Genomic DNA, 26,005 nt, shown 5'->3' on the forward strand with positions numbered 1-26,005 from the left:
CTCAACAGTAAACGCGCCGTGAGAGCGCTATAAAGAGAAGGTTTCCCGATGGTGGAGCAGAGTCATTTGGCAAGTACTGAGTGGGTAGATATAGTCAGCGAAGACAATGAAGTCATCGCCCAGGCGAGCCGCGAGCAGATGCGCGCGCAGCGCCTTCGCCATCGCGCGACCTATATCGTGGTGCATGATGGTATGGGCAATATCCTGGTGCAGCGCCGTACCGAAACGAAAGACTTCATGCCCGGCATGCTCGATGCAACGGCCGGCGGTGTGGTGCAGGCCGATGAGCTGTTACTTGACTCCGCCCGCCGTGAAGCGGAAGAGGAGCTGGGGATTGCCGGTGTGCCGTTTGCCGAACACGGTCAGTTCTACTTTGAAGACAGCCACTGCCGCGTCTGGGGAGGCCTCTTCAGCTGTGTCTCCCACGGCCCGTTTGCGCTGCAGGAAGAAGAGGTCAGCGAAGTCTTCTGGATGACCCCGACGGAGATCACCGCCCGTTGCGATGACTTCACGCCTGATTCGTTAAAAGCGCTGGCGCTGTGGATGAGCCGCAATGCCAACAACGAACCGGCTAAGCAAGAAGAAGCGTAACGGTGATAATAAAAAAGGCGACCCTGGGGTCGCCTTTTTACGTTTGGCAGCAGCTTACTGCTGTGAAGCCTGGATCGCAGTGAGGGCGATGGTGTAGACGATATCGTCTACCAGCGCGCCACGAGACAGGTCGTTCACTGGCTTGCGCATACCCTGCAGCATCGGCCCGATGGAGATCAGGTCGGCAGAACGCTGTACCGCTTTGTAAGTGGTGTTACCGGTGTTCAGATCCGGGAAGATGAACACGGTAGCGCGACCAGCAACCGGCGAGTTAGGCGCTTTAGATTTGGCAACGTCAGCCATAACTGCGGCGTCATACTGCAGCGGGCCATCGATAACCAGATCCGGGCGTTTTTCCTGCGCCAGACGGGTGGCTTCACGTACTTTCTCTACATCGCTACCTGCACCAGAGTTACCGGTGGAGTAGGAGAGCATCGCAACGCGCGGCTCGATACCGAACGCAATCGCGGAGTCAGCGGACTGAATCGCGATCTCTGCCAGCTGTTCAGCGGTTGGATCCGGGTTGATCGCACAGTCACCGTAAACGTAAACCTGTTCCGGCAGCAGCATGAAGAACACGGATGAAACCAGAGAGCTACCTGGCGCAGTTTTGATCAGCTGCAGCGGCGGACGAATGGTGTTCGCGGTGGTGTGAACAGCCCCGGAAACCAGGCCATCAACTTCGTCCTGCTCCAGCATCAGGGTACCGAGAACCACGTTGTCTTCCAGCTGTTCGCGGGCAACGGCTTCGGTCATACCCTTGCTCTTACGCAGCTCAACCAGACGGGCAACATAGCTTTCGCGCACCACTTCCGGATCCACGATTTCGATACCCGCACCCAGCTCAACGCCCTGGGACGCCGCGACGCGGGTGATCTCATCCGGATTACCCAGCAGCACACAGGTGGCGATACCGCGCTCGGCACAGATTGCCGCGGCTTTAACGGTACGTGGTTCGTCGCCTTCAGGCAGAACAACGCGTTTGCCCGCTTTACGCGCCAGCTCGGTGAGCTGATAACGGAAGGCTGGTGGAGAGAGACGACGGCTGCGCTCGGAGGTCGCGGTCAGAGATTCAATCCAGTCAGGATTGATGCAACCGGCAACGTATTCCTGCACTTTCTCGATACGCTGATGGTCGTCAGCCGGCACTTCCAGGTTAAAGCTCTGCAGGCTCAGGGAGGTCTGCCAGGTGTTGGTGTTCACCATGAAGACCGGCAGGCCGGTGGCAAATGCGCGTTCGCACAGTTTGCTGACGCGTGGGTCCATTTCATAGGCACCGGTCAGCAGGATCGCACCGATCTCCACGCCGTTCATTGCGGCCAGACAGGCTGCAACCAGCACGTCAGGACGGTCAGCGGAGGTAACCAGCAGGGAACCTGCACGGAAGTGCTCCAGCATGTGCGGAATGCTACGCGCACAGAAAGTCACGGACTTCACGCGACGGGTATTGATATCGCCTTCGTTCACGATAGTGGCGTTCAGGTGACGCGCCATGTCGATAGCACGAGTGGCGATCAGATCGAAGCTCCACTGCACCGCGCCCAGCACTGGAAGCGGGCTGAATTCCTGCAGCTTAGCCGGATCGATTTTCACGATTTTTGCTTTGGACGAGTCGTCGAAAATTTCGGACAGGTCAGGGCGGGTACGGCCTTGCTCATCAACCGGTGCGTTCAGTTTGTTAACAATCACGCCGGTGATGTTGCTGTTTTTCGCGCCGCCGAAGCTGCTGCGGGTCAGCTCAATACGCTCTTTCAGCTGTTCCGGGGTATCGGTACCCTGGGACATCACAAACACGATTTCCGCGTTCAGCGTCTTGGCGATTTCAAAGTTCAGAGACTGGGCAAACTGATGCTTGCGCGTCGGAACCAGGCCTTCTACCAGTACCACTTCCGCATCCTGGGCGTTAGCGTGGTAGTTAGCGATGATCTCTTCCATCAGCACATCTTTCTGGTTGCTGGAGAGCAGAGACTCAACGTGGCTCATCTTCAGCGGTTCAGCGGCTGGCAGGTTAGAGTTTGCACGAACAATAGTGGTGGTCTGGTCTGGTGCGTCGCCACCAGCACGTGGTTGAGCGATTGGCTTAAACACGCTCAGACGAACGCCTTTGCGTTCCATCGCACGGATAACACCGAGGCTGACGCTGGTCAGGCCTACGCTGGTTCCGGTCGGGATCAGCATAATAGTACGGGACACGATTTATCCTCTTTCGTTACCGCCGAAAACGGGCGGGCTTCAAAACAGCACCGCCAGCATTGCTGGCGGTGGGGAATCAGGCAGTCAGACGGCTCGCGTCTTGCGCGATGACCAGCTCTTCATTGGTTGGGATAACCATTGCGAGCGTGGTGCCTTCTTTGTTGATGAAGCCAGACTTACCGAAGCGCGCGGCCAGGTTACGTTCATGGTCAACATCAAAGCCCAGCACGCCCAGTTTGCCCAGGGAGAGTTCGCGCACCATTGCCGCGTTCTCACCGATACCGCCGGTGAAGACCACGCCATCCAGACGACCGTCCATCAGCGCAGTGTAAGAGCCGATGTACTTGGCCAGACGGTGGCAGTAAACATCCATTGCACGTTTCGCGTCTTCTTTCTCGGCGTAGTTGTCTTCAACGTAACGGCAGTCGCTGGTCACTTCGGTCAGACCCAGCAGGCCAGACTCTTTGGTCAGCATCTTGTTGATATCTTCTACGCTCATACCCAGGGTATCGTGCAGGTGGAAGATGATCGCTGGATCGATATCACCGGAGCGGGTACCCATGACCAGGCCTTCCAGCGGGGTCAGACCCATGGAGGTATCAACACATTTGCCGTTACGGATAGCAGAAACAGAACCGCCGTTGCCCAGGTGGCAAGTGATGATGTTCACTTCTTCTACCGGCTTGTTCAGCATTTTTGCTGCTTCTTGCGTGACGTAGAAGTGGCTGGTGCCGTGTGCGCCATAGCGACGAACGCCGTGCTCTTTGTACAGTTTATACGGCAGGGCATAGAGGTAAGACTCTTCCGGCATGGTCTGATGGAACGCGGTATCAAATACGGCCACGTTCTTGTCTTTCAGCTGCGGGAAGGCTTTCAGTGCTTCAGCGATACCGATCAGGTGAGCCGGGTTATGCAGCGGTGCAAAAGAGGCTGAGTCTTTAATACCCTGAATAACGCTGTCATCGATGACCACAGATTTGGTGTACTTCTCGCCACCATGAACGATACGGTGACCAATTGCGGTCAGCTGGGCGGACAGTTCCGGTTTTTGTGCCAGAATAGTGTTAACGATAAAGTTCAGCGCTTCGCTGTGAGCGGCGCCTGCACCTAAAGCCGCTTCCTGTTTGCTGCCGTCCATTTTCCACTTCAGACGTGCTTCAGGGAGATGGAAACATTCGGCCAAACCAGAAAGGTACTCTTCACCGTTGAGCGCATCGATGATGGCGAATTTCAGGGAAGAGCTACCGCAGTTCAGAACCAGTACTAACTTACTCGACATGGAAGTACCTATTATTGATACGTGGCTAAAAAAACGTCAGTGAGTCAAGGATCGTAGCGCAAGATATCGCTGACATTTATGATTAACATCATGCCCGAAGGACATTCTGGCATGACGAAAAGAATACATATGATTTTATGCCATTTTGCGCATTTTTCCGGCAATGGCATAATGTGCGATAATTTGACGAGTGAACGTTCCTCGTCTAAGGCCTTTGCAGGCCGGCACAGGATACCCGATACTGGGTAGCGCTGACAAAAGTTTTTGAACGTTGTCATGAGCAGTTGTGGTTTTGCACGAATTTTTTAAATTTTATATGTGAAGTTGAGGTAAGCCATGTCGACACCCGAGAATCCATCCGTGAGCTTTTTTAGCCTGTTTCGCCGGGGACAGCACTATGCAAAGACGTGGCCACTGGAAAAGCGCCTGGCACCCGTCTTTATCGAAAACCGGGTGATCCGCGCCACCCGTCACGCTATTCGCCTGATGCCGCCTCTCGCGGTCTTTACTCTGTGCTGGCAGATTGCGCTGGGCGGACAGCTTGGTCCTGCTGTTGCTACCGCGCTGTTTGCCCTGAGTCTGCCGATGCAGGGGCTGTGGTGGCTCGGCAAACGCTCGGTCACACCGCTGCCGCCATCCGTGTTGTCCTGGTTCTATGAGGTGCGCGGCAAATTGCAGGATGCTGGTCAGGCGCTCGCGCCGGTAGAGGGGAAACCCGATTATCAGGCGCTGGCTGATACGCTGAAGCGGGCATTCAAGCAACTTGATAAAACATTCCTCGATGACTTGTGATTGATCATCGAAACGATGACCAAAAGAAGGCACAGTAACCCACCGTTACCGTGTCTTTTTTAAAGCTGCCATGCGCAACAGGAGTCGAAAGATGGAAATGACCCACGCTCAACGTCTGATTTTGTCCAATCAGTACAAAATGATGACTATGCTTGATCCCGACAACGCAGAGCGCTATCGCCGCTTGCAGACTATCATCGAACGTGGCTTTGGTTTACAGATGCGCGAGCTGGATCGCGACTTTGGCGAACTGAAAGAAGAGACCTGCCGCATCGTCATCGACATCATGGAGATGTATCACGCCCTGCATGTCTCCTGGACCAACCTGAAAGATGCCCAGAGCATCGACGAACGTCGTGTCACCTTCCTGGGTTTTGATGCGGCCACTGAATCCCGTTACCTGAGCTATGTCCGCTTTATGGTCAATGTCGAAGGACGCTATACCCATTTCGATGCCGGTACGCATGGCTTTAATGCCCAGACCCCGATGTGGGAAAAATATCAGCGCATGCTCAGCGTATGGCACGCTTGTCCTCGCCAGTACCACCTGAGCAGTAACGAGATCCAACAAATTATTAATGCCTGACGGAGGTAGATGTGCAGTGTGAAGGTTTTCTGTTTGATCTGGACGGTACGCTGGTCGATTCGCTACCGGTTGTTGAACGCTCCTGGTGCCGTTGGGCCGACAGACATGGCATCGACCATCAGGACGTACTGAATTTTATCCATGGCAAACAGGCCATAACCTCTTTACGGCACTTTCTCCAGGGAAAAAGTGAAGCGGAAATTCAGGCGGAGTTCAGCTGGCTTGAGCAGGTCGAGGCCACCGATACCGACGGTATTACCGCGCTGCCGGGGGCCCAGGCGCTGCTCACCCATCTGAATGAATCGGCGATCCCCTGGGCTATCGTCACCTCCGGTTCGGTTCCTGTGGCTCATGCGCGTCATAAAGCGGCAGGCCTGCCGCTGCCGGAAGTCTTTATCACCGCGGAGCGGGTCAAGCGCGGCAAGCCAGAGCCCGATGCCTTTTTACTGGGCGCGGAGCTGCTGGGGCTGGCGCCTGAAGCGTGTGTGGTGGTAGAAGATGCCGCAGCCGGCGTGCTGGCGGGACTCAATGCCGGAAGCCACGTCATTGCCGTCAATGTCCCCGCTAACTCGCCGCGTCTGGATGAGGCGGATTTTGTGCTTACCACGCTGGAGGCACTCGCCGTCAGCCGCGAGCCCGACGGGAATGTAACAGTCACCCGGAAAATGTAATCACATGATTTAGCCCCACATTGCTGGGGCTTTTTTATGGCACTATCTGACGCACTCTTTTCTGACAAGGATCTGTTGTGAACGGTGAACTCATCTGGGTGTTAAGCCTGCTTCTTATCGCCATTCTTCTTTTTGCAACCGGCAAAATCCGCATGGATGCTGTGGCGCTGCTGGTGATCGTCGCTTTTGTGCTGAGCGGCACCTTAACCCTCCCGGAAGCCTTTTCAGGCTTTAGCGATCCCAACGTGATTCTCATTGCCGCCCTGTTTATCATCGGCGACGGCCTGGTGCGGACCGGCGTGGCAACCAGTATGGGTACCTGGCTGGTGAGCATGGCGGGCAACAGCGAGACCAAAATGCTGGTCTTTTTGATGCTCACCGTGGCCGGACTCGGGGCCTTTATGAGCTCCACCGGTGTGGTGGCTATTTTCATTCCTGTGGTGTTGAGCGTCTCCATGCGCATGCAGATTTCGCCGTCGCGCCTGATGATGCCGCTGAGCTTTGCCGGCCTTATCAGCGGCATGATGACGCTGGTGGCGACCCCGCCAAACCTGGTGGTAAACAGTGAACTGCTGCGTGAAGGCCTGGACGGTTTCAGCTTCTTCAGCGTGACGCCGCTGGGGCTGGTTGTCCTGGTGATGGGCATTGTCTATATGCTGTTGACCCGCTTTGCCCTGAAAAGCGAAAAGCAGGATAAAACCCGCGACGGCTGGAAGCGCCGCACGTTTCGCGATCTGATCAAAGAGTATCGCCTTACCGGGCGGGCCCGCCGTCTGGCGATCCGCCCCGGTTCACCGCTGATTGGGCAGCGTCTGGATGATTTAAAACTCCGCGAACGCTACGGGGCCAACGTCATCGGCGTGGAGCGCTGGCGCCGTTTTCGTCGGGTTATCGTCAACGTAAACGGTGTATCGGAGTTTCGCGCCCGTGACGTGTTGCTCATTGATATGTCGTCGGCAGAGGTCGATCTGCGTGAATTTTGCAGCGAACAGCTGCTGGAGCCGATGGTCCTGCGCGGGGAGTACTTCTCCGATCAGGCGCTGGATGTGGGGATGGCCGAGGTCTCGCTGATCCCTGAGTCGGAGCTGCTCGGCAAAACCATTCGCGAAATCGGCTTTCGTACCCGGTACGGTCTGAACGTCGTGGGGTTAAAGCGCGACGGCGAGGCGATGAACGGCTCGGTGGTGGATGAGCCCCTTCAACTGGGGGATATCTTCCTGGTGGTGGGTAACTGGAAGCTGATTACCCAGTTGGGGCAGAGAGGGCGAGACTTTGTGGTGCTCAACCTGCCTGTCGAGGTCAGCGATGCATCCCCAGCCCATAGCCAGGCACCGCACGCCATTTTTTGTCTGGTGCTGATGGTCGCTCTGATGCTGACCGACGAAATCCCCAATCCGGTGGCGGCGATCATTGCCTGTCTGCTGATGGGGAAATTCCGCTGTATTGACGCTGAAAGCGCTTACAAAGCGATTCACTGGCCGAGCATCATTTTGATCGTCGGCATGATGCCCTTTGCGCTGGCGCTGCAAAAAACTGGCGGTGTCGATTTAGTGGTGAAAGGTCTGATGGAGCTCGGCGGCGGCTATGGCCCATACATGATGCTGATGTGCCTGTTTGTTATGTGCGCCACGATCGGACTGTTTATCTCCAATACCGCGACCGCTGTGTTGATGGCGCCCATTGCGCTGGCGATGGCGAAATCGATGGGAGTCTCACCTTATCCGTTCGCCATGATGGTGGCGATGGCCGCTTCCGCAGCATTTATGACGCCGGTGTCGTCACCGGTTAACACCCTGGTGCTGGGGCCGGGAAGATATAGCTTTAGCGATTTCGTTAAGCTTGGCGTGCCCTTCACGATCCTGGTGATGGTGGTGTGCGTAGTGATGATCCCGATGTTGTTCCCGTTCTGACAGTTTTGCCCGGCGGCGCTAAGCTTGCTGCCTGGAAACCGTAGGCCCGGCAAGCGAAGCGCCGCCGGGCATAACTCACAACGGCGAATCTTGGCTAATCTCATCCAGCGAGAGCTGGAAGCTCGGGACAAACACCTCCATGAAGTAGTCCATCTCCTCGCTACGTCGCGCCTCAAGCGTCTTTTCCAGACGCGTTTTCGCCAGTAAAAACTCGTGATTGCCGGCAGAGAGCTCTTCCAGACACTTCAGGTAAGCGCAGAGCGCATCGGCCTGCTTCACAATGAAGTGCTCCTCTTCGCTATAGCTCTGCTCGTCTATTAACGGGGCAAAAATATCGCGAAGCTCGTCCGGCACCATATCGACCAGCTTCTGCTGGGCGATTTTTTCAATCGCCTTGTACTCCTGGGCGATTTGCGAGTTGAAGTATTTTACCGGCGTGGGCAGATCGCCCGTCAGCACTTCTGAAGCATCGTGGTACATCGCCAGCAGCGCGATACGTTCGGCGTTTAGCTGACCATTGAACTTACGGTTTTTGATGGCGGCCAGCGCGTGGGCGACCATCGCTACCTGCAGGCTGTGTTCGGAAACGTTCTCGGTGCGCACATTGCGCATCAGCGGCCAGCGGTTGATCAGTTTCAGTCGGGAAAGATGGGCGAAGAAATGACTCTGACTCATAAGTTACCTTAAATCTGCACAGCGACAGGTTTCATTGTGAGGGGAGGGGCGGTGAGATGCAAATCGGGCTGCCTGTGGCAGCCCGATTATCGTTTACTGATGGTATCCGGAGAGGAAGCGTCCGAACCGGCTGATGGCCATCTCCAGCTCATCTTCACGCGGCAGCGTTACGATGCGAACATGGTCCGGCCACGGCCAGTTAAATGCCGTTCCCTGTACCAACAACACTTTTTCCTGCAGCAGGAAGTCGAGCACCATCTTCTGATCGTCAAAGATGTTGAAGCGTTTGATGTCGATTTTCGGGAACATATAGAGGGCGCCGTTTGGCTTCACGCAGGAGACGCCCGGAATATCGTTGATCAGCTCCCACGCGCGCTGCCGCTGCTCATACAGTCGCCCGCCCGGCACGATAAATTCGCTGATGCTCTGATAGCCACCCAGTGCGGTCTGGATCGCATGCTGGGCCGGAACGTTGGCGCACAAACGCATGGAAGCCAGCATCTCCAGCCCTTCAATGTAACCTTTCGCATGTTTTTTCGGGCCGTTCAGGACCATCCACCCCTGACGGAAGCCCGCAACACGATAGGTCTTTGACAGGCCGTTAAAGGTGACGGTCAACAGATCCGGCGCCAGCGCGGCAATAGAGTGGTGCTGCGCGGCGTCATACAGAATTTTGTCGTAGATCTCATCCGCGAAGATGATCAGATTATGCTGGCGGGCCAGCTCGACGATCTCCAGCAGCAGCTCTTTGGAATAGACGGCGCCGGTGGGGTTGTTCGGGTTGATGATGACGATCCCGCGGGTGCGCGGCGTAATTTTGGCGCGAATATCATCCAGGTCCGGGAACCAGTCAGCCGATTCGTCACACAGGTAGTGCACCGCTTTACCGCTTGAGAGGGACACGGCCGCGGTCCAGAGCGGGTAGTCCGGAGCGGGAACCAGCATTTCGTCTCCGCTGTTCAGCAGGGCCTGCATCGCCTGGACAATCAGCTCGGAAACACCGTTACCAATGTAGATATCTTCTACAGTCACATCGCGCATACCCTGCGCCTGATAGTGCTGCATGATCGCTTTTCGCGCAGAGTAGAGACCTTTGGAGTCGCTGTAGCCTTGCGCCGTCGGCAGGTTGCGAATCACATCAACCAGAATTTCATCCGGTGCATCAAAACCAAATGGCGCCGGGTTGCCGATATTGAGCTTAAGTACTTTATTACCTTCTTCTTCGAGACGCTTTGCCTCTTTAAGAACCGGGCCACGAATGTCATAACAAACGTTATCTAACTTGCTGGATTTTTCGATGGGTGACATGAATCTTTGACCTTTTCACTGTTATTGCGACGTCCTGCCGTGGAAGTCAGCACGAAACAATGTACTCCTCGAACGCCCGATTTTGAAGCGTTGGCAGAAGAAGATTTTGTGCATTGCTGCCGCTTTGCCCTGAATCTTTTAACTCTTTTTTAATGGGTTAATCACTTTAACGTATGTATTTTTGGTTTTTGTTGGTGTTTTGTCCTGTTATGGATGTTGTAATATGGATTTTACACTGTAAAAAAGGGGTGATTTGAGCGGCTTGCGCTGGTGGTGCTACAGTTTCCTGTAGTGATTTTTCGTAAAAGCTGAATGAAACTCACTGGTATTCGCTTTCCTGCCTTTTTATATTAACGTTGCTCATGTGAAATTAATGTTAAGTATTATTAATCATTAAGTCCGGTTTCAATTATTGTTTATTTCTAAATAAAGACGAAATCGCAACTTTCGTTAATATTAATAAAATTAGTTTAGCTAGTTACCATTCAGGTTAAATCAAAGGATTTGCAATAAGGCTTATAAAGAAAAAGGTTTTAGGGTAAGATGTATGCCGGGTTTAGCGATGAAAGATAACAGGTCACAGCAGGCCTTGATGCCTGGACCTTTAATAGTTTATTGTAATTGCTGGAATTATCTCTGCCTTGAGAAGTTAAGCGATACCATTGCCGCTCAACCTGTACTGCGATAAAGTTAACGTTGGATATGCATCTTCTTTAATCGAATTTACATCATCCGGCAAATACCTATATATCTCGAACGATTTTGAGAATAAAAATAACGTCAGATAAGTTGTTTCTGACCACTGATATAACCAGCACAATTACATTATGCAGGCCCCTGCCAGACCAGGACGTCAGCGGATTTCGTTCAGAAGGAACTGTATTACTTTTACGCACACAGCTTAAACCCGGGGCAGCTCCGTACGAGCAACCTGTAAGTGAAAAGATATGATTAATGCAAATCGTCCGATACTGAATCTCGACCTCGATCTGCTGAGAACCTTTGTGGCGGTCGCCGATCTGAACACCTTTGCTGCGGCGGCGGCGGCAGTTTGCCGTACCCAGTCTGCAGTAAGCCAACAAATGCAACGACTGGAACAACTGGTCGGTAAAGAGCTTTTTGCCCGTCATGGCCGCAATAAGCTGTTAACGGAGCATGGTATTCAGCTCCTGGGTTACGCCAGAAAAATCCTGCGCTTCAATGATGAAGCATGTTCATCATTAATGTTTAGCAACCTGCAGGGTGTCTTAACATTAGGCGCCTCTGACGAGTCGGCCGACACCATTCTGCCGTTCCTGCTCAATCGCATCAGTTCGGTTTACCCGAAACTTGCTCTTGATGTCAGAGTGAAACGCAACGCCTTTATGGTTGATATGTTGCAGGAGCAGGAGGTCGATCTGGTGGTGACCACCCATCGTACCAGCCAGTTCGAATGTCTGACGCTGCGCACCTCGCCGACACACTGGTACTGCGCCGCCGAGTTCACGCTGCAGCGCGGCGAGCCGGTGCCGTTAGTCCTGCTGGACGATCCCAGCCCGTTTCGCGACGTTGTGCTGGCTACGCTCAATGCCGCCAATGTCCCATGGCGAATGGCCTATGTCGCCTCCACGCTGCCTGCGATCCGCGCCGCGGTAAAAGCGGGGCTCGGCGTAACGGCACGCCCGGTGGAGATGATGAGCCCCGATTTGCGTGTGTTAGGTAAAGCGGACGGATTGCCCGCGCTGCCGGATACGGAATATCTGTTGTGCCATAATCCGGCCAGTAACAACGAGCTTGCGCAGACCATCTTTAGCGCCATGGATGATTACCATAACCCCTGGCAGTACAATACAGTGACTCAACAAGGAGGGGATGACTCGGTAATCATTGAAAGTGATTTCGAGTAAAAGGGGCCCTAATAATCTGATAACAATTCGTCCAGACGATAACGAACCACTGCTGCTGCCTCTGCGCACAGTGGTTCTTTTTTTGCATGGGATTCCAGAGATTTGATTTAAGTCATTGCTAATTTTGTGTTTTATCAATCTGATAGATATCCTGCCTTTCTCCAAAACCCCGCTATACTTGTTCTTTCTAATGTCAATGGGCATGTTAAAAAAGCAGCAAAGATGTTGCTGTTTTTTTGATTGAATTAACAAAAGCGTGTCACAGATCAAGAAAATACTCCTCTTTGGGGGGAGGAATCGACGGCAAATCCTGTCAAAATAGGCGGGTAATCTTTGTATTAGTTCATTACGGACACGATTCAACACCCCCACGCAGGTACGCGCCTCACACTTAATGAGGGTAAAGGGCATTAAATGTTAATGAAGTTCGATCAATGTAATTTAATGTGAAGAAACTTTTGTTAAAGTTGACAAAAGGTTATAGAAAGGAGTAAAAAACCACATCATTTTGCTGTCTATGTCTCATTTTCGACAGTTAGTGTACGGTTATTTGTTCCTCCCCATGAATCGATGTGATGCCCATCTGCCAGAAAGAGCAGTGTTTCAGGTATCACTTTTGATGAGTAAGCAATGAGTATGTCAACATCCACAGAAGTCATCGCTCATCACTGGGCATTCGCAATCTTTCTTATCGTTGCCATTGGCCTGTGCTGCCTGATGCTAGTCGGCGGCTGGTTCCTGGGCGGTCGCGCCCGCGCAAGGCACAAAAACACGCCATTCGAATCGGGTATCGATTCGGTAGGTACCGCGCGTTTACGCCTGTCTGCCAAGTTCTATCTGGTAGCCATGTTCTTCGTCATTTTCGACGTGGAAGCGCTTTACCTGTTCGCATGGTCGACCTCCATTCGTGAGAGTGGCTGGGTAGGCTTTGTCGAGGCCGCAATTTTCATTTTAGTGTTACTGGCCGGTCTGGTTTATCTGGTGCGTATTGGCGCGCTGGACTGGACACCTGCACGTTCACGCCGTGAACGTATCAACCCGGAAAACAGTATCCCTAATCGTCAGCAGTAACAGCGAGGCAATAAGATGGATTATACGCTCACCCGCATAGATCCTAACGGTGAGAATGACCGTTACCCCCTGCAAAAGCAGGAGATCGTAACCGACCCCCTGGAGCAAGAAGTCAACAAAAGCGTGTACATGGGCAAGCTCGAGCATGCCATGCACGATATGGTCAACTGGGGTCGTAAGAACTCCATCTGGCCATACAACTTTGGCCTTTCTTGCTGCTACGTTGAAATGGTGACGTCATTCACTGCGGTGCATGACGTTGCGCGTTTTGGTGCGGAAGTACTGCGTGCATCTCCGCGTCAGGCTGACCTGATGGTGGTAGCGGGCACCTGCTTTACCAAAATGGCACCGGTCATTCAGCGTCTGTACGACCAGATGCTCGAGCCAAAATGGGTTATCTCCATGGGCGCTTGTGCCAACTCTGGCGGCATGTACGACATCTATTCCGTCGTACAAGGTGTAGATAAGTTTATCCCGGTTGACGTTTATATCCCGGGCTGCCCACCGCGTCCGGAAGCCTACATGCAGGCGCTGATGCTGTTGCAGGAGTCGATTGGCAAAGAACGCCGCCCGCTCTCCTGGGTTGTGGGTGACCAGGGCGTGTACCGCGCTAACATGCAGTCTGAGCGCGAGCGTAAACGCGGTGAACGTATCGCAGTGACCAATCTGCGGACACCAGACGAAATTTAATTTGCGCCTGTGGGCATGGAGATAACCTTCGCATATCACTATTCAAATAGCGCGAAGCCACGCCCAACAGTCACCACGGACCTTTTGCAATGGTGAACACTATGACCGACTTAACCGCGCAAGACGCCGCCTGGCAAACACGGGATCATCTGGATGACCCGGTCATCGGCGAACTGCGCAACCGTTTTGGGCCGGATGCCTTTACTGTTCAGGCCACCCGCACCGGGGTACCCGTTGTTTGGGTGAAGCGTGAGCAGTTACTGGAAGTGGTTGATTTCCTCAAGAAACTGCCTAAACCTTACGTCATGCTGTTTGACTTACACGGCATGGACGAACGTCTGCGTACTCACCGCCAGGGTTTACCCGCGGCGGATTTTTCCGTTTTCTACCACCTGATCTCAATAGACCGCAACACGGATATCATGCTCAAGGTGGCATTGTCTGAAAACGACATGCATCTGCCGACGATCACCAAACTCTTCCCGAACGCTAACTGGTATGAGCGTGAAACCTGGGAAATGTTTGGCATGACCTTCGATGGCCACCCGCATCTGACGCGCATTATGATGCCGCAGACCTGGACCGGTCACCCGCTGCGTAAAGACTACCCGGCGCGCGCCACCGAATTCGACCCGTTTGAGCTGACCAAAGCCAAGCAGGATCTGGAGATGGAAGCGCTGACCTTCAAGCCGGAAGACTGGGGCATGAAGCGCAGCACCGACAACGAGGACTTCATGTTCCTCAACCTCGGTCCAAACCACCCCTCCGCGCACGGTGCGTTCCGTATTATTCTGCAGCTTGATGGTGAAGAGATCGTCGACTGCGTGCCAGACATCGGCTACCACCACCGTGGTGCCGAGAAGATGGGTGAGCGTCAATCCTGGCACAGCTACATTCCGTACACCGACCGTATCGAGTACCTCGGCGGCTGCGTAAACGAAATGCCGTACGTGCTGGCCGTTGAGAAACTGGCAGGCATCACCGTGCCGGATCGCGTTAACGTGATTCGCGTTATGCTCTCTGAACTGTTCCGTATCAACAGCCACCTGCTCTACATCTCCACCTTCATTCAGGACGTCGGCGCGATGACCCCGGTCTTCTTCGCCTTTACCGACCGTCAAAAGATTTACGATCTGGTGGAAGCGATCACCGGTTTCCGTATGCACCCGGCCTGGTTCCGTATTGGCGGCGTCGCGCATGACCTGCCGCGCGGCTGGGATCGTCTGCTGCGTGAATTCCTCGACTGGATGCCGAAACGTCTGGCCTCGTATGAGAAAGCCGCGCTGCGTAACTCCATCCTGAAGGGCCGTTCCCAGGGCGTTGCTGCCTATGGCGCGAAAGAGGCGCTGGAGTGGGGCACCACCGGTGCTGGCCTGCGCGCCACCGGTATCGATTTCGACGTGCGTAAAGCGCGTCCTTACTCTGGCTATGAAAACTTCGACTTTGAAGTGCCGCTGGGCGGCGGTGTTTCCGACTGCTACACCCGCGTGATGCTGAAAGTGGAAGAGCTGCGCCAGAGCCTGCGCATCCTTGAGCAGTGCCTCAACAACATGCCGGAAGGCCCGTTCAAGGCGGATCACCCGCTGACCACGCCGCCACCGAAAGAGCGCACGCTGCAGCATATCGAAACCCTGATCACGCACTTCCTGCAGGTTTCCTGGGGCCCGGTCATGCCGGCGCAAGAATCCTTCCAGATGATTGAAGCGACCAAGGGTATCAACAGTTACTACCTGACCAGCGACGGCAGCACCATGAGCTACCGTACCCGTGTACGTACGCCAAGCTTCCCGCACCTGCAGCAGATCCCGTCAGCCATTCGCGGCAGTCTGGTCTCTGACCTGATTGTGTATCTGGGTAGTATCGATTTTGTTATGTCAGATGTGGACCGCTAATTATGCACGAGAATCAACAACCACAAACCGAGGCTTTTGAGCTGAGTGAAGCAGAGCGTGCCGCCATTCAGCACGAGATGCACCACTACGAAGACCCGCGTGCGGCGTCCATTGAAGCGCTGAAAATCGTACAGAAACAGCGTGGTTGGGTGCCGGATGGCGCGATCTATGAGATTGCAAAAGTGCTGGGTATTCCGGCGAGCGACGTCGAAGGCGTGGCTACGTTCTACAGCCAGATCTTCCGTCAGCCGGTAGGCCGTCACGTGATCCGCTACTGCGACAGCGTGGTATGCCATATCACTGGTTATCAGGGCATTCAGGCTGCGATTGAGAAGAAGCTCAATATCAAGCCGGGCCAGACCACCTTTGACGGTCGTTTTACCCTGCTGCCAACCTGCTGCCTGGGTAACTGCGACAAGGGGCCGACCATGATGATTGATGAGGACACTCACAGTTATCTGACGCCGGAAGCCATTCCTGACCTGCTGGAGCAGTACAAATGAAAACTGTAATTCGTACTGCTGAGACGCATCCGCTGACCTGGCGTCTGCGTGATGACAAACAGCCGGTATGGCTCGAAGAGTACCAGAGCAAAAACGGCTATGCCGGGGCGCGTAAAGCCCTCTCCGGCATGGCGCCGGATGAGATCGTTAACGCGGTTAAAGACGCTGGCCTGAAAGGGCGCGGCGGCGCAGGCTTTTCCACCGGTCTGAAGTGGAGCCTGATGCCAAAAGACGAATCCATGAACATCCGTTACCTGCTGTGTAACGCCGATGAGATGGAGCCGGGCACCTATAAAGACCGCCTGCTTATGGAGCAGCTGCCGCACCTGCTGGTGGAAGGCATGCTGATCTCCGCCTTCGCCCTGAAAGCCTATCGCGGCTACATCTTCCTGCGCGGCGAGTACATCGAAGCGGCAGAGAACCTGCGTCGCGCGATTGCCGAGGCGACCGAAGCGGGCCTGCTGGGCAAAAACATTCTCGGCACCGGTTTCGACTTCGAGCTGTTCGTGCACACCGGGGCAGGGCGTTATATCTGCGGGGAAGAGACCGCGCTGATTAACTCTCTGGAAGGGCGTCGCGCCAACCCGCGCTCCAAGCCGCCATTCCCGGCGAGCTCAGGCGTATGGGGTAAACCGACTTGCGTGAATAACGTCGAAACCCTGTGTAACGTTCCGGCTATCCTCGCCAACGGCGTGGAGTGGTATCAGGGCATCTCCTCAAGTAAAGATGCCGGTACCAAGCTGATGGGCTTCTCCGGCCGCGTGAAAAACCCTGGCGTCTGGGAACTGCCGTTCGGCACCACCGCCCGTGAAATTCTTGAAGACTACGCCGGCGGTATGCGTGATGGCCTGAAATTCAAAGCCTGGCAGCCGGGTGGGGCAGGGACAGACTTCCTGACCGAAGCGCACCTTGACCTGCCGATGGAATTCGAAAGCATTGGTAAAGCAGGCAGCCGTCTGGGTACGGCGCTGGCGATGGCCGTCGACCACGAGATTGGCATGGTGTCGCTGGTGCGTAACCTGGAAGAGTTCTTTGCCCGCGAGTCCTGCGGCTGGTGTACGCCGTGCCGCGACGGTCTGCCGTGGAGCGTGAAGATCCTGCGTGCTATTGAGCGTGGCGAAGGCCAGCCTGGCGATATCGAGACACTTGAGCAACTGTGTCGATTCCTGGGCCCAGGTAAAACCTTCTGTGCGCATGCGCCAGGTGCGGTTGAGCCGCTGCAGAGCGCGATTAAGTATTTCCGCGACGAATTCGAAGCAGGCATCAAGCAGCCGTTCAGCAATACCCATTCAATCAATGGGATTCAGCCGAACCTGCTGAAAGCGCGCTGGTAAAAACAGAATTTTGATTAACGCTCGGTTTCGACCGAGACAACTGGAAGCATGCTAATGGCTACGATTCATGTAGACGGCAAAGAATATGAGGTCAACGGGGCGGACAACCTGCTGGAAGCTTGTCTGTCTCTCGGCCTTGATATTCCGTATTTTTGCTGGCATCCGGCGCTGGGGAGCGTCGGTGCTTGCCGCCAGTGTGCGGTGAAGCAATATCAAAACGCGGAAGACACGCGTGGTCGCCTGGTAATGTCCTGTATGACGCCAGCCGCCGAAGGTACCTTTATTTCTATCGACGATGCGGAAGCCAAAGAGTTCCGCGAAAGCGTGGTGGAGTGGTTGATGACCAACCACCCGCACGACTGTCCGGTCTGTGAAGAGGGCGGTAACTGCCACCTTCAGGATATGACCGTGATGACCGGGCACAGCTTCCGTCGTTACCGTTTCACCAAGCGTACCCACCGTAACCAGGATCTGGGGCCGTTCATCTCTCACGAAATGAACCGCTGCATCGCCTGCTACCGCTGCGTGCGTTACTACAAAGACTACGCGGATGGTCAGGATCTGGGCGTCTATGGCGCGCATGACAACGTCTACTTCGGTCGTCCGGAAGACGGTACGCTTGAGAGCGAATTCTCCGGTAACCTGGTAGAGATCTGCCCGACCGGCGTCTTCACCGATAAAACTCACTCCGAGCGTTACAACCGTAAGTGGGACATGCAGTTTGCGCCAAGCATCTGCCAGCAGTGTTCGCTGGGCTGTAACACCAGCCCGGGTGAACGTTACGGCGAACTGCGTCGTATCGAAAACCGTTACAACGGTACTGTTAACCACTACTTCCTCTGCGACCGCGGTCGTTTCGGCTATGGCTATGTGAACCTGAAAGACCGTCCGCGTCGTCCGGTTCAGCGCCGTGGCGATGACTTCATCACCCTGAACGCTGAACAGGCGATGCAGGGCGCGGCGGATATTCTGCGCCAGTCGAAGAAAGTGATCGGTATCGGCTCCCCGCGCGCCAGCATCGAAAGCAACTTCGCGCTGCGCGAGCTGGTAGGTGCGGATAACTTCTACACCGGTATCGCCCAGGGCGAGCAGGAACGTCTGCAGCTGGTGCTGAAAGTGCTGCGCGAAGGCGGTATCCATACCCCGGCGCTGCGCGAAATCGAATCCTATGATGCGGTACTGGTATTGGGCGAAGATTTGACCCAGACCGGCGCTCGCGCAGCCCTGGCGGTTCGTCAGGCGGTGAAAGGGAAAGCGCGTGAAATGGCAGCGGCACAGAAAGTGGCTGACTGGCAGATCGCGGCTATCCTCAACATCGGTCAGCGCGCGAAGCATCCGCTGTTCGTGACCAACGTTGATGACACCCGTCTCGACGACATCGCCGCCTGGACCTACCGCGCGCCGGTGGAAGATCAGGCCCGTCTCGGCTTTGCTATTGCTAACGGCCTGGACAGCAGTGCCCCGGCCGTTGAGCTGGATCGCGATCTGCAGAACAAAGTTGACGTTATCGTGCAGGCGCTGGCCGGTGCGAAGAAACCCCTGATTATCTCCGGTACCAACGCCGGCAGCAGCGAGATCATTGAAGCGGCAGCGAACGTGGCCAAAGCGCTGAAAGGCCGTGGCGCCGACGTTGGCGTAACCATGATTGCCCGTGCGGTAAACAGCATTGGTCTGGGTATGATCGGCGGCGGCTCTCTGGAAGAGGCGCTGAGTGAACTGGAATCTGGCTCTGCGGATGCCGTTGTCGTACTTGAAAACGATCTTCACCGCCATGCTTCTGCCGCACGCGTAGATGCTGCGCTCTCTAAGGCGCCGCTGGTGATGGTTATCGACCATCAGCGCACCGCCATTATGGACAAAGCGCACCTGGTGCTCTCTGCGGCAAGCTTCGCGGAAAGCGACGGGACGGTGATTAACAACGAAGGCCGCGCCCAGCGCTTCTTCCAGGTTTATGACCCGGCCTACTACGACAATACCACCCTGATGCTGGAAAGCTGGCGCTGGCTGCACTCCCTGCACAGCACCGTGCTGAGCCGTGAGGTGGACTGGACGCAGCTCGACCACGTGATCGACGCCGTTATTGAAAAGCTGCCGCAGCTGGCAGGCATCAAAGATGCGGCGCCGGAAGCGAGCTTCCGTATTCGCGGCCAGAAACTGGCGCGTGAACCGCATCGCTACAGTGGCCGTACTGCAATGCGCGCCAATATCAGCGTACACGAACCGCGTCAGCCGCAGGATAAAGACACCATGTTCGCCTTCTCGATGGAAGGGAACAACCAGCCGTCTGCGCCACGTTCGCAGATCCCATTCGCATGGGCGCCAGGCTGGAACTCCCCGCAGGCATGGAACAAGTTCCAGGCTGAAGTGGGTGGTTCTCTGCGCCACGGCGATCCGGGCGTACGCCTGATTGAAGCCAGCGAAACCGGTCTGGCGTTCTTCTCCACCGTTCCGGCACGCTTCCAGGCAGAAGAGGGTAACTGGCGTATTGCGCCGTACTACCATCTGTTTGGTAGCGACGAGCTGTCACAGCGTTCCCCGGTCTTCCAGACCCGCATGCCGCAGCCTTACATCAAGCTCAACCCGGCAGACGCCGCGAAGCTTGGCGTCAACGCGGGCGCGAACATCAGCTTTAGCTATGAAGGCCAGACAATCAGCCTGCCGCTGATTATCTCTGAAGGTCTGACAGCAGGGCAGGTGGGTCTGCCGATGGGTATGCCTGGCATCGCCCCGGTGCTGGCCGGCGCGCGTCTTGATAACCTGCAGGAGGCAAAAGCATGAGTTGGTTAACGCCGGATCTTATCGATATCCTGCTGAGCATCCTGAAAGCGGTTGTTATCCTGCTGGTGGTGGTCACCTGCGGTGCGTTCATGAGCTTTGGTGAACGTCGTCTGCTCGGTCTGTTCCAGAACCGTTACGGACCGAACCGCGTGGGCTGGGGTGGTTCACTCCAGCTGGTCGCGGACATGATCAAGATGTTCTTCAAAGAGGACTGGATCCCGCGCTTCTCGGATCGCGTGATCTTTACTCTGGCACCGATGATCGCCTTTACCTCGCTGCTGCTGGCGTTTGCTATCGTTCCGGTCAGCCCGACCTGGGTGGTCGCTGATTTGAACATCGGCATTCTGTTCTTCCTGATGATGGCAGGTCTCGCGGTTTACGCGGTACTGTTTGCAGGCTGGTCCAGTAACAACAAATACTCCCTGCTGGGTGCGATGCGTGCGTCTGCGCAGACGCTCAGCTACGAAGTGTTCCTGGGTCTCTCCCTGATGGGCGTGGTGGCGCAGGCCGGTTCATTCAACATGACCGACATCGTCAACAACCAGGCCGACATCTGGAACGTCATCCCGCAGTTCTTTGGTTTTGTTACCTTTGCTATCGCCGGTGTGGCAGTGTGTCACCGCCACCCGTTTGACCAGCCAGAAGCCGAGCAGGAACTGGCTGACGGTTACCACATTGAATATTCCGGTATGAAGTTCGGTCTGTTCTTCGTGGGCGAGTACATCGGTATCGTCACCATTTCCGCATTGATGGTCACGCTGTTCTTTGGTGGCTGGCATGGCCCGTTCTTACCGCCGTTCATCTGGTTCGCGCTGAAAACCGCGTTCTTCATGATGATGTTCATTTTGATTCGCGCTGCATTACCACGTCCGCGTTATGACCAGGTAATGTCCTTCGGCTGGAAAGTGTGCCTGCCGCTGACGCTCGTCAACTTGTTGGTAACGGCGGCTGTCATTCTTTGGCAGCAGCCATAAGGGGCTTTGAGATCATGACCTTAAAAGAATTATTGGTAGGTTTCGGCACCCAGGTACGCAGTATCTGGATGATCGGCCTGCACGCGTTTTCTAAACGCGAAACCCGGATGTATCCGGAAGAACCGGTATATCTGCCGCCGCGCTACCGTGGCCGTATCGTGCTGACGCGCGATCCGGACGGTTCGGAGCGCTGCGTTGCCTGTAACCTGTGTGCGGTAGCCTGTCCGGTAGGCTGTATCTCTCTGCAGAAAGCAGAGACGGTGGACGGTCGCTGGTACCCTGAGTTCTTCCGCATTAACTTCTCACGCTGCATCTTCTGCGGCCTGTGTGAAGAAGCGTGCCCGACCACGGCGATTCAGTTGACCCCCGATTTCGAACTGGGTGAATTCAAACGTCAGGATCTGGTGTACGAGAAAGAGGATCTGCTGATTTCCGGTCCGGGCAAATACCCGGAATATAACTTCTACCGGATGGCGGGTATGGCAATCGACGGCAAAGATAAGGGCGAAGCAGAGAACGAAGCCAAGCCTATCGACGTCAAGAGCCTGTTACCGTAAGGAGAGGGGCAATGGAATTCGCTTTTTATATCTGTGGCCTGATCGCCATCCTGGCTACGCTGCGAGTGATTACGCACACCAACCCGGTGCATGCGCTGCTCTATTTAATCATTTCGCTGCTGGCTATTTCCGGGGTGTTCTTTGCGCTGGGCGCACACTTTGCCGGTGCGCTTGAAATCATCGTTTACGCCGGGGCCATCATGGTGCTGTTCGTCTTCGTGGTGATGATGCTGAACCTGGGCGGCTCTGAGATCGAGCAGGAACGTCAGTGGCTGCAACCGCAGGTGTGGATTGGTCCGGCAATTCTGTCGGCCATCATGCTGGCGGTGATCGTTTACGCCATTCTGGGTGTGAACGACCAGGGTATCGACGGTACGCCAATCAGCGCCAAAGCGGTGGGTGTCACCCTGTTTGGGCCATACGTACTGGCGGTGGAACTGGCCTCGATGCTGCTGCTGGCAGGCCTGGTCGTTGCTTTCCACGTGGGTCGCGAAGAGCGCATGGGTGAAGTGCTGAGCAACCGTAAGGACGACAGCGCGAAAAGAAAAACGGAGGATCACGCATGATCCCTTTACAACACGGACTGATCCTCGCCGCGATTTTATTCGTGCTGGGCTTAACCGGTCTGGTTATCCGCCGCAATCTGCTGTTTATGCTGATTGGCCTGGAGATCATGATCAACGCTTCCGCGCTGGCCTTTGTGGTTGCCGGTAGCTACTGGGGCCAGACCGATGGTCAGGTGATGTACATTCTCGCTATCAGCCTCGCGGCTGCGGAAGCGAGTATTGGCCTGGCGCTGTTGCTGCAGCTCCATCGTCGCCGCCAGAACCTGAACATCGATTCAGTAAGTGAGTTGCGTGGATGAACATGCTTGCCTTAACCATTATTTTTCCGCTGATTGGCTTCCTGCTGCTGTCGTTCTCACGCGGCCGCTGGTCTGAGAATCTCTCTGCGACCATCGGCATGGGCTCTGTGGGCCTGGCCGCACTGGTCACAGCGTATGCGGGGATCGACTTCTTTAACAACGGACGTCAGGCTTTCAGCGTTCCACTCTGGACCTGGATGTCGGTGGGTGATTTCAACATCGGTTTTAATCTGGTGCTGGATGGTCTCTCTCTGACCATGCTCTCCGTGGTCACCGGTGTCGGCTTCCTGATCCATATGTTCGCCTCCTGGTATATGCGCGGTGAAGAGGGTTACTCCCGCTTCTTCGCCTACACCAACCTGTTTATCGCCAGCATGGTGGTACTGGTGCTGGCGGATAACCTGCTGCTGATGTACCTCGGCTGGGAAGGGGTGGGTCTCTGCTCTTACCTGCTGATCGGGTTCTACTACACCGATCCGAAGAATGGCGCAGCGGCCATGAAAGCGTTCGTTGTGACCCGTGTGGGTGACGTCTTCCTCGCCTTCGCGCTGTTCATTCTCTACAACGAGCTGGGCACGCTGAACTTCCGCGAGATGGTGGAACTGGCACCGGCGCACTTCGAAGCCGGCAACAATATGCTGTGGTGGGCAACCCTGATGCTGCTGGGTGGCGCTGTGGGTAAATCTGCACAGCTGCCGTTGCAGACCTGGCTTGCCGACGCGATGGCGGGTCCAACCCCTGTCTCCGCGCTGATCCACGCCGCCACCATGGTGACCGCCGGTGTTTACCTGATTGCGCGTACCCATGGCCTGTTCCTGATGACTCCGGAAATTCTGCATCTGGTGGGCATCGTCGGTGCGGTGACGCTGGTGCTGGCAGGCTTTGCCGCGCTGGTCCAGACCGACATCAAACGCGTTCTCGCTTACTCCACCATGAGCCAGATCGGTTACATGTTCCTGGCGCTGGGCGTACAGGCGTGGGACGCGGCTATTTTCCACCTGATGACGCACGCGTTCTTCAAAGCGCTGCTGTTCCTCTCGTCCGGTTCGGTGATCCTGGCCTGCCACCACGAGCAGAACATCTTCAAAATGGGCGGACTGCGTAAGTCCATCCCGTTGGTTTACGTCTGCTTCCTGGTGGGCGGCGCGGCGCTGGCGGCACTGCCGCTGATCACCGCGGGCTTCTTCAGTAAGGACGAAATCCTGGCGGGGGCCATGGCGAACGGGCATATCAATCTGATGGTTGCGGGTCTGGTCGGTGCGTTTATGACCTCCCTGTATACCTTCCGTATGATTTTCATCGTCTTCCACGGTAAAGAACAAATTCACGCTCACGCAGGGAAGGGGATTACCCACCACCTGCCGCTGATTGTGCTGCTGGTACTCTCCACCTTCGTTGGCGCGATGATTGTGCCACCGCTGCAGGGCGTACTGCCAGACACCACCGAGCTTGAGCACGGTCGCGTTCTGACGCTTGAAATCACCTCCGGTGTGGTCGCTATCACGGGTATCCTGATTGCGGCATGGCTGTGGCTGGGCAAACGTACCCTGGTCACCTCGGTTGCCAACAGTGCGCCGGGCCGTCTGCTGGGCACCTGGTGGTATAACGCGTGGGGCTTCGACTGGCTGTACGACATGATCTTCGTGAAACCGTTCCTCGGCATTGCGTGGCTTATCAAACGCGATCCGCTGAACGCGGTAATGAACATCCCGGCCATCCTTTCCCGCCTGGCAGGTAAAGGCCTGCTGTTCAGCGAGAACGGGTATCTGCGCTGGTATGTAGCGTCCATGAGCATCGGCGCGGTTGTGGTGCTGGCGCTGCTGATGGTATTGCGTTGATCGTTAAGTGAATTTTATTCGAATTCGTTGAAAATCAGGCCCCTTCTGGGGGCCTTAAAAAGGAATGCAAATCGCCATGTTACTACCCTGGCTAATATTAATTCCCTTTATCGGTGGGTTCCTGTGCTGGCAGACCGAACGCTTTGGCGTGAAGATGCCGCGCTGGATTGCGCTGATCACCATGGGATTGACGCTCGCGCTCGGTCTGCAACTCTGGTTGCAGGGCGGCTATTCACTGACCCAGTCTGCGGGCATTCCGCAGTGGCAGTCTGAATTTATTCTGCCGTGGATCCCGCGTTTCGGTATCACCATCCATCTGGCGATTGATGGTCTGTCGCTGCTGATGGTGGTGCTGACCGGTCTGCTCGGCGTTCTGGCGGTGCTTTGCTCCTGGCGAGAAATCGAAAAATACCAGGGCTTCTTCCACCTGAACCTGATGTGGATCCTGGGCGGCGTGATCGGCGTGTTCCTTGCCATCGACATGTTCCTCTTCTTCTTCTTCTGGGAGATGATGCTGGTGCCGATGTACTTCCTGATCGCGCTGTGGGGCCATAAGGCATCCGACGGTAAAACGCGTATCACGGCGGCCACCAAGTTCTTCATCTATACCCAGGCGAGTGGTCTGGTGATGTTGATTGCCATCCTGGCGCTGGTCTTCGTGCACTACAACGCGACCGGCGTCTGGACCTTCAACTATCAGGACCTGCTGAAGACCCCAATGTCCCACGGCGTAGAATACCTGCTGATGCTGGGCTTCTTCATTGCGTTTGCGGTGAAGATGCCGGTGGTGCCGCTGCACGGCTGGCTGCCAGATGCGCACTCCCAGGCACCAACGGCGGGTTCCGTTGACCTGGCGGGTATCCTGCTGAAAACCGCGGCCTACGGTCTGCTGCGTTTCGCGCTGCCGCTGTTCCCGAATGCCTCCGCAGAGTTTGCGCCGATTGCCATGTGGCTCGGTGTGATCGGTATCTTCTACGGTGCCTGGATGGCCTTCACGCAGTACGACATCAAGCGTCTGATTGCCTACACCTCCGTTTCCCACATGGGCTTCGTGCTGATTGCTATCTACACCGGCAGCCAGCTGGCCTACCAGGGCGCGGTGATCCAGATGATTGCCCACGGTCTCTCCGCAGCCGGTCTCTTCATCCTGTGTGGTCAGCTGTACGAACGTCTGCACACCCGTGACATGCGTCAGATGGGTGGTCTGTGGAGCAAAATTAAGTGGCTGCCAGCGATGTCGATGTTCTTCGCGGTTGCCACGCTGGGGATGCCGGGGACCGGTAACTTCGTTGGCGAATTTATGATCCTGTTCGGCAGCTTCAAGGTGGTACCGATGATTACCGTCATCTCCACCTTCGGTCTGGTGTTCGCCTCCGTTTACTCGCTGGCGATGCTGCACCGCGCTTACTTCGGTAAAGCGAAGAGTGAGATCGCTGCCAAAGAACTGCCGGGGATGTCGCTGCGCGAGCTGTTCATCATCCTGCTGCTGGTCGTACTGCTGGTGCTGCTGGGCTTCTTCCCGCAGCCGATTCTGGATACCTCGCACTCCGCGATGGGTAATATCCAGCAGTGGTTTGTTAATTCTGCTTCTACTACAAGGCCGTAAATCGCC

The 26,005-nt window shown here is 55.5% G+C and carries 22 protein-coding genes; 18 read left to right on the plus strand and 4 right to left on the minus strand.

The window, feature by feature from the left end:
• The first annotated feature begins 48 nt into the window (after nucleotides 1-48).
• Nucleotides 49-591 carry an NUDIX hydrolase YfcD gene (gene yfcD, locus B3X29_RS00245; protein ID WP_103180487.1) on the plus strand — a complete coding sequence of 181 codons (543 nt, stop codon included), beginning with the start codon at nucleotides 49-51 and terminating at the stop codon, nucleotides 589-591.
• Nucleotides 592-645: 54 nt separating this feature from the next.
• Here the strand turns inward: yfcD and pta are convergent, their stop codons facing one another.
• Nucleotides 646-2,784 (minus strand): phosphate acetyltransferase, encoded by a 2,139-nt coding sequence (pta, locus tag B3X29_RS00250; RefSeq protein ID WP_103180485.1) that lies wholly within the window; start codon nucleotides 2,782-2,784, stop codon nucleotides 646-648.
• Between the two features lie 76 nt (nucleotides 2,785-2,860).
• Complete coding sequence (gene ackA, locus B3X29_RS00255) at nucleotides 2,861-4,063, minus strand: acetate kinase (protein WP_114386044.1); 1,203 nt, start codon at nucleotides 4,061-4,063, stop codon at nucleotides 2,861-2,863.
• A 336-nt stretch (nucleotides 4,064-4,399) separates the two neighbouring features.
• Here ackA and yfbV point away from each other — a divergent pair, with 336 nt between their 5' ends.
• The 4 genes from yfbV to B3X29_RS00275 all read left to right on the plus strand — a co-directional run bounded on the left by yfbV (nucleotide 4,400) and on the right by B3X29_RS00275 (nucleotide 8,022).
• Nucleotides 4,400-4,855: a terminus macrodomain insulation protein YfbV gene (gene yfbV / locus B3X29_RS00260; protein ID WP_103180482.1), complete on the plus strand. Its 456-nt coding sequence runs from the start codon at nucleotides 4,400-4,402 to the stop codon at nucleotides 4,853-4,855.
• 91 nt (nucleotides 4,856-4,946) lie between these two features.
• Complete coding sequence (locus B3X29_RS00265; protein WP_103180480.1) at nucleotides 4,947-5,441, plus strand: YfbU family protein; 495 nt, start codon at nucleotides 4,947-4,949, stop codon at nucleotides 5,439-5,441.
• Nucleotides 5,442-5,452: 11 nt separating this feature from the next.
• Nucleotides 5,453-6,112, plus strand: a complete 660-nt coding sequence (locus B3X29_RS00270; RefSeq protein ID WP_103180478.1) for a sugar phosphatase — start codon at nucleotides 5,453-5,455, stop codon at nucleotides 6,110-6,112.
• A 77-nt stretch (nucleotides 6,113-6,189) separates the two neighbouring features.
• Nucleotides 6,190-8,022, plus strand: coding sequence for an SLC13 family permease (locus B3X29_RS00275; protein ID WP_159339626.1), 1,833 nt, complete (start codon nucleotides 6,190-6,192; stop codon nucleotides 8,020-8,022).
• Nucleotides 8,023-8,097: 75 nt separating this feature from the next.
• Here the strand turns inward: B3X29_RS00275 and yfbR are convergent, their stop codons facing one another.
• Both yfbR and alaA read right to left on the minus strand, forming a co-directional pair.
• Entirely contained in the window at nucleotides 8,098-8,697 is a 600-nt protein-coding gene (gene yfbR / locus B3X29_RS00280) for a 5'-deoxynucleotidase (RefSeq protein WP_103180476.1), read from the minus strand.
• 93 nt (nucleotides 8,698-8,790) lie between these two features.
• Nucleotides 8,791-10,005 carry an alanine transaminase AlaA gene (gene alaA, locus B3X29_RS00285; protein WP_159339625.1) on the minus strand — a complete coding sequence of 405 codons (1,215 nt, stop codon included), beginning with the start codon at nucleotides 10,003-10,005 and terminating at the stop codon, nucleotides 8,791-8,793.
• Nucleotides 10,006-10,952: 947 nt separating this feature from the next.
• Between alaA and lrhA the strand changes: the two genes are divergently transcribed.
• The 13 genes from lrhA to nuoM all read left to right on the plus strand — a co-directional run bounded on the left by lrhA (nucleotide 10,953) and on the right by nuoM (nucleotide 25,999).
• Nucleotides 10,953-11,891, plus strand: coding sequence for a transcriptional regulator LrhA (lrhA, locus tag B3X29_RS00290; RefSeq protein WP_159339624.1), 939 nt, complete (start codon nucleotides 10,953-10,955; stop codon nucleotides 11,889-11,891).
• Between the two features lie 630 nt (nucleotides 11,892-12,521).
• Nucleotides 12,522-12,962 carry an NADH-quinone oxidoreductase subunit NuoA gene (gene nuoA, locus B3X29_RS00295; RefSeq protein WP_103825145.1) on the plus strand — a complete coding sequence of 147 codons (441 nt, stop codon included), beginning with the start codon at nucleotides 12,522-12,524 and terminating at the stop codon, nucleotides 12,960-12,962.
• A gap of 15 nt (nucleotides 12,963-12,977) precedes the next feature.
• A complete protein-coding gene (gene nuoB / locus B3X29_RS00300) occupies nucleotides 12,978-13,652 on the plus strand; it encodes an NADH-quinone oxidoreductase subunit NuoB (RefSeq protein WP_003861482.1) in 675 nt (224 codons plus the stop codon).
• An 89-nt stretch (nucleotides 13,653-13,741) separates the two neighbouring features.
• Nucleotides 13,742-15,544 (plus strand): NADH-quinone oxidoreductase subunit C/D, encoded by a 1,803-nt coding sequence (nuoC, locus tag B3X29_RS00305; protein ID WP_103180472.1) that lies wholly within the window; start codon nucleotides 13,742-13,744, stop codon nucleotides 15,542-15,544.
• A gap of 2 nt (nucleotides 15,545-15,546) precedes the next feature.
• Nucleotides 15,547-16,047 carry an NADH-quinone oxidoreductase subunit NuoE gene (gene nuoE, locus B3X29_RS00310; RefSeq protein ID WP_159339623.1) on the plus strand — a complete coding sequence of 167 codons (501 nt, stop codon included), beginning with the start codon at nucleotides 15,547-15,549 and terminating at the stop codon, nucleotides 16,045-16,047.
• Nucleotides 16,044-17,381, plus strand: a complete 1,338-nt coding sequence (nuoF, locus tag B3X29_RS00315) for an NADH-quinone oxidoreductase subunit NuoF (protein WP_103180470.1) — start codon at nucleotides 16,044-16,046, stop codon at nucleotides 17,379-17,381. The genes nuoE and nuoF overlap by 4 nt, the downstream gene beginning before the upstream one ends.
• Nucleotides 17,382-17,435: 54 nt before the next feature.
• Nucleotides 17,436-20,159, plus strand: coding sequence for an NADH-quinone oxidoreductase subunit NuoG (nuoG, locus tag B3X29_RS00320; protein ID WP_139156354.1), 2,724 nt, complete (start codon nucleotides 17,436-17,438; stop codon nucleotides 20,157-20,159).
• Nucleotides 20,156-21,133, plus strand: coding sequence for an NADH-quinone oxidoreductase subunit NuoH (nuoH, locus tag B3X29_RS00325; protein WP_039030977.1), 978 nt, complete (start codon nucleotides 20,156-20,158; stop codon nucleotides 21,131-21,133). The genes nuoG and nuoH overlap by 4 nt, the downstream gene beginning before the upstream one ends.
• 14 nt (nucleotides 21,134-21,147) lie before the next feature.
• Nucleotides 21,148-21,690: an NADH-quinone oxidoreductase subunit NuoI gene (gene nuoI, locus B3X29_RS00330; RefSeq protein WP_103180465.1), complete on the plus strand. Its 543-nt coding sequence runs from the start codon at nucleotides 21,148-21,150 to the stop codon at nucleotides 21,688-21,690.
• An 11-nt stretch (nucleotides 21,691-21,701) separates the two neighbouring features.
• The gene (gene nuoJ / locus B3X29_RS00335) at nucleotides 21,702-22,256 is read left to right on the plus strand and encodes an NADH-quinone oxidoreductase subunit J (protein ID WP_103180463.1); all 555 of its coding nucleotides are present in this window, start codon (nucleotides 21,702-21,704) and stop codon (nucleotides 22,254-22,256) included.
• Complete coding sequence (gene nuoK, locus B3X29_RS00340; RefSeq protein WP_049841347.1) at nucleotides 22,253-22,555, plus strand: NADH-quinone oxidoreductase subunit NuoK; 303 nt, start codon at nucleotides 22,253-22,255, stop codon at nucleotides 22,553-22,555. Before nuoJ ends, nuoK begins: the two co-directional genes overlap by 4 nt.
• The gene (gene nuoL / locus B3X29_RS00345) at nucleotides 22,552-24,393 is read left to right on the plus strand and encodes an NADH-quinone oxidoreductase subunit L (RefSeq protein WP_159339622.1); all 1,842 of its coding nucleotides are present in this window, start codon (nucleotides 22,552-22,554) and stop codon (nucleotides 24,391-24,393) included. Before nuoK ends, nuoL begins: the two co-directional genes overlap by 4 nt.
• A gap of 76 nt (nucleotides 24,394-24,469) precedes the next feature.
• Entirely contained in the window at nucleotides 24,470-25,999 is a 1,530-nt protein-coding gene (nuoM, locus tag B3X29_RS00350) for an NADH-quinone oxidoreductase subunit M (RefSeq protein WP_156654950.1), read from the plus strand.
• The last annotated feature ends 6 nt before the right edge of the window (nucleotides 26,000-26,005 follow it).

It is taken from the genome of Leclercia sp. UBA5076, from assembly GCF_002416465.1.
GTDB lineage: Bacteria > Pseudomonadota > Gammaproteobacteria > Enterobacterales > Enterobacteriaceae > Enterobacter.

Coding starts and splice junctions, on each gene's coding strand:
- nuoC (WP_103180472.1), top strand. CDS start 13,742: ATGGTGAACACTATGACCGACTTAACCGCGCAAGACGCCGCCTGGCAA.
- nuoF (WP_103180470.1), top strand. CDS start 16,044: ATGAAAACTGTAATTCGTACTGCTGAGACGCATCCGCTGACCTGGCGT.
- yfcD (WP_103180487.1), top strand. CDS start 49: ATGGTGGAGCAGAGTCATTTGGCAAGTACTGAGTGGGTAGATATAGTC.
- nuoL (WP_159339622.1), top strand. CDS start 22,552: ATGAACATGCTTGCCTTAACCATTATTTTTCCGCTGATTGGCTTCCTG.
- B3X29_RS00265 (WP_103180480.1), top strand. CDS start 4,947: ATGGAAATGACCCACGCTCAACGTCTGATTTTGTCCAATCAGTACAAA.
- yfbR (WP_103180476.1), bottom strand. CDS start 8,697: ATGAGTCAGAGTCATTTCTTCGCCCATCTTTCCCGACTGAAACTGATC.
- nuoK (WP_049841347.1), top strand. CDS start 22,253: ATGATCCCTTTACAACACGGACTGATCCTCGCCGCGATTTTATTCGTG.
- yfbV (WP_103180482.1), top strand. CDS start 4,400: ATGTCGACACCCGAGAATCCATCCGTGAGCTTTTTTAGCCTGTTTCGC.
- alaA (WP_159339625.1), bottom strand. CDS start 10,005: ATGTCACCCATCGAAAAATCCAGCAAGTTAGATAACGTTTGTTATGAC.
- nuoI (WP_103180465.1), top strand. CDS start 21,148: ATGACCTTAAAAGAATTATTGGTAGGTTTCGGCACCCAGGTACGCAGT.
- ackA (WP_114386044.1), bottom strand. CDS start 4,063: ATGTCGAGTAAGTTAGTACTGGTTCTGAACTGCGGTAGCTCTTCCCTG.
- lrhA (WP_159339624.1), top strand. CDS start 10,953: ATGATTAATGCAAATCGTCCGATACTGAATCTCGACCTCGATCTGCTG.
- nuoG (WP_139156354.1), top strand. CDS start 17,436: ATGGCTACGATTCATGTAGACGGCAAAGAATATGAGGTCAACGGGGCG.
- nuoH (WP_039030977.1), top strand. CDS start 20,156: ATGAGTTGGTTAACGCCGGATCTTATCGATATCCTGCTGAGCATCCTG.
- nuoM (WP_156654950.1), top strand. CDS start 24,470: ATGTTACTACCCTGGCTAATATTAATTCCCTTTATCGGTGGGTTCCTG.
- nuoE (WP_159339623.1), top strand. CDS start 15,547: ATGCACGAGAATCAACAACCACAAACCGAGGCTTTTGAGCTGAGTGAA.
- nuoA (WP_103825145.1), top strand. CDS start 12,522: ATGAGTATGTCAACATCCACAGAAGTCATCGCTCATCACTGGGCATTC.
- nuoJ (WP_103180463.1), top strand. CDS start 21,702: ATGGAATTCGCTTTTTATATCTGTGGCCTGATCGCCATCCTGGCTACG.
- nuoB (WP_003861482.1), top strand. CDS start 12,978: ATGGATTATACGCTCACCCGCATAGATCCTAACGGTGAGAATGACCGT.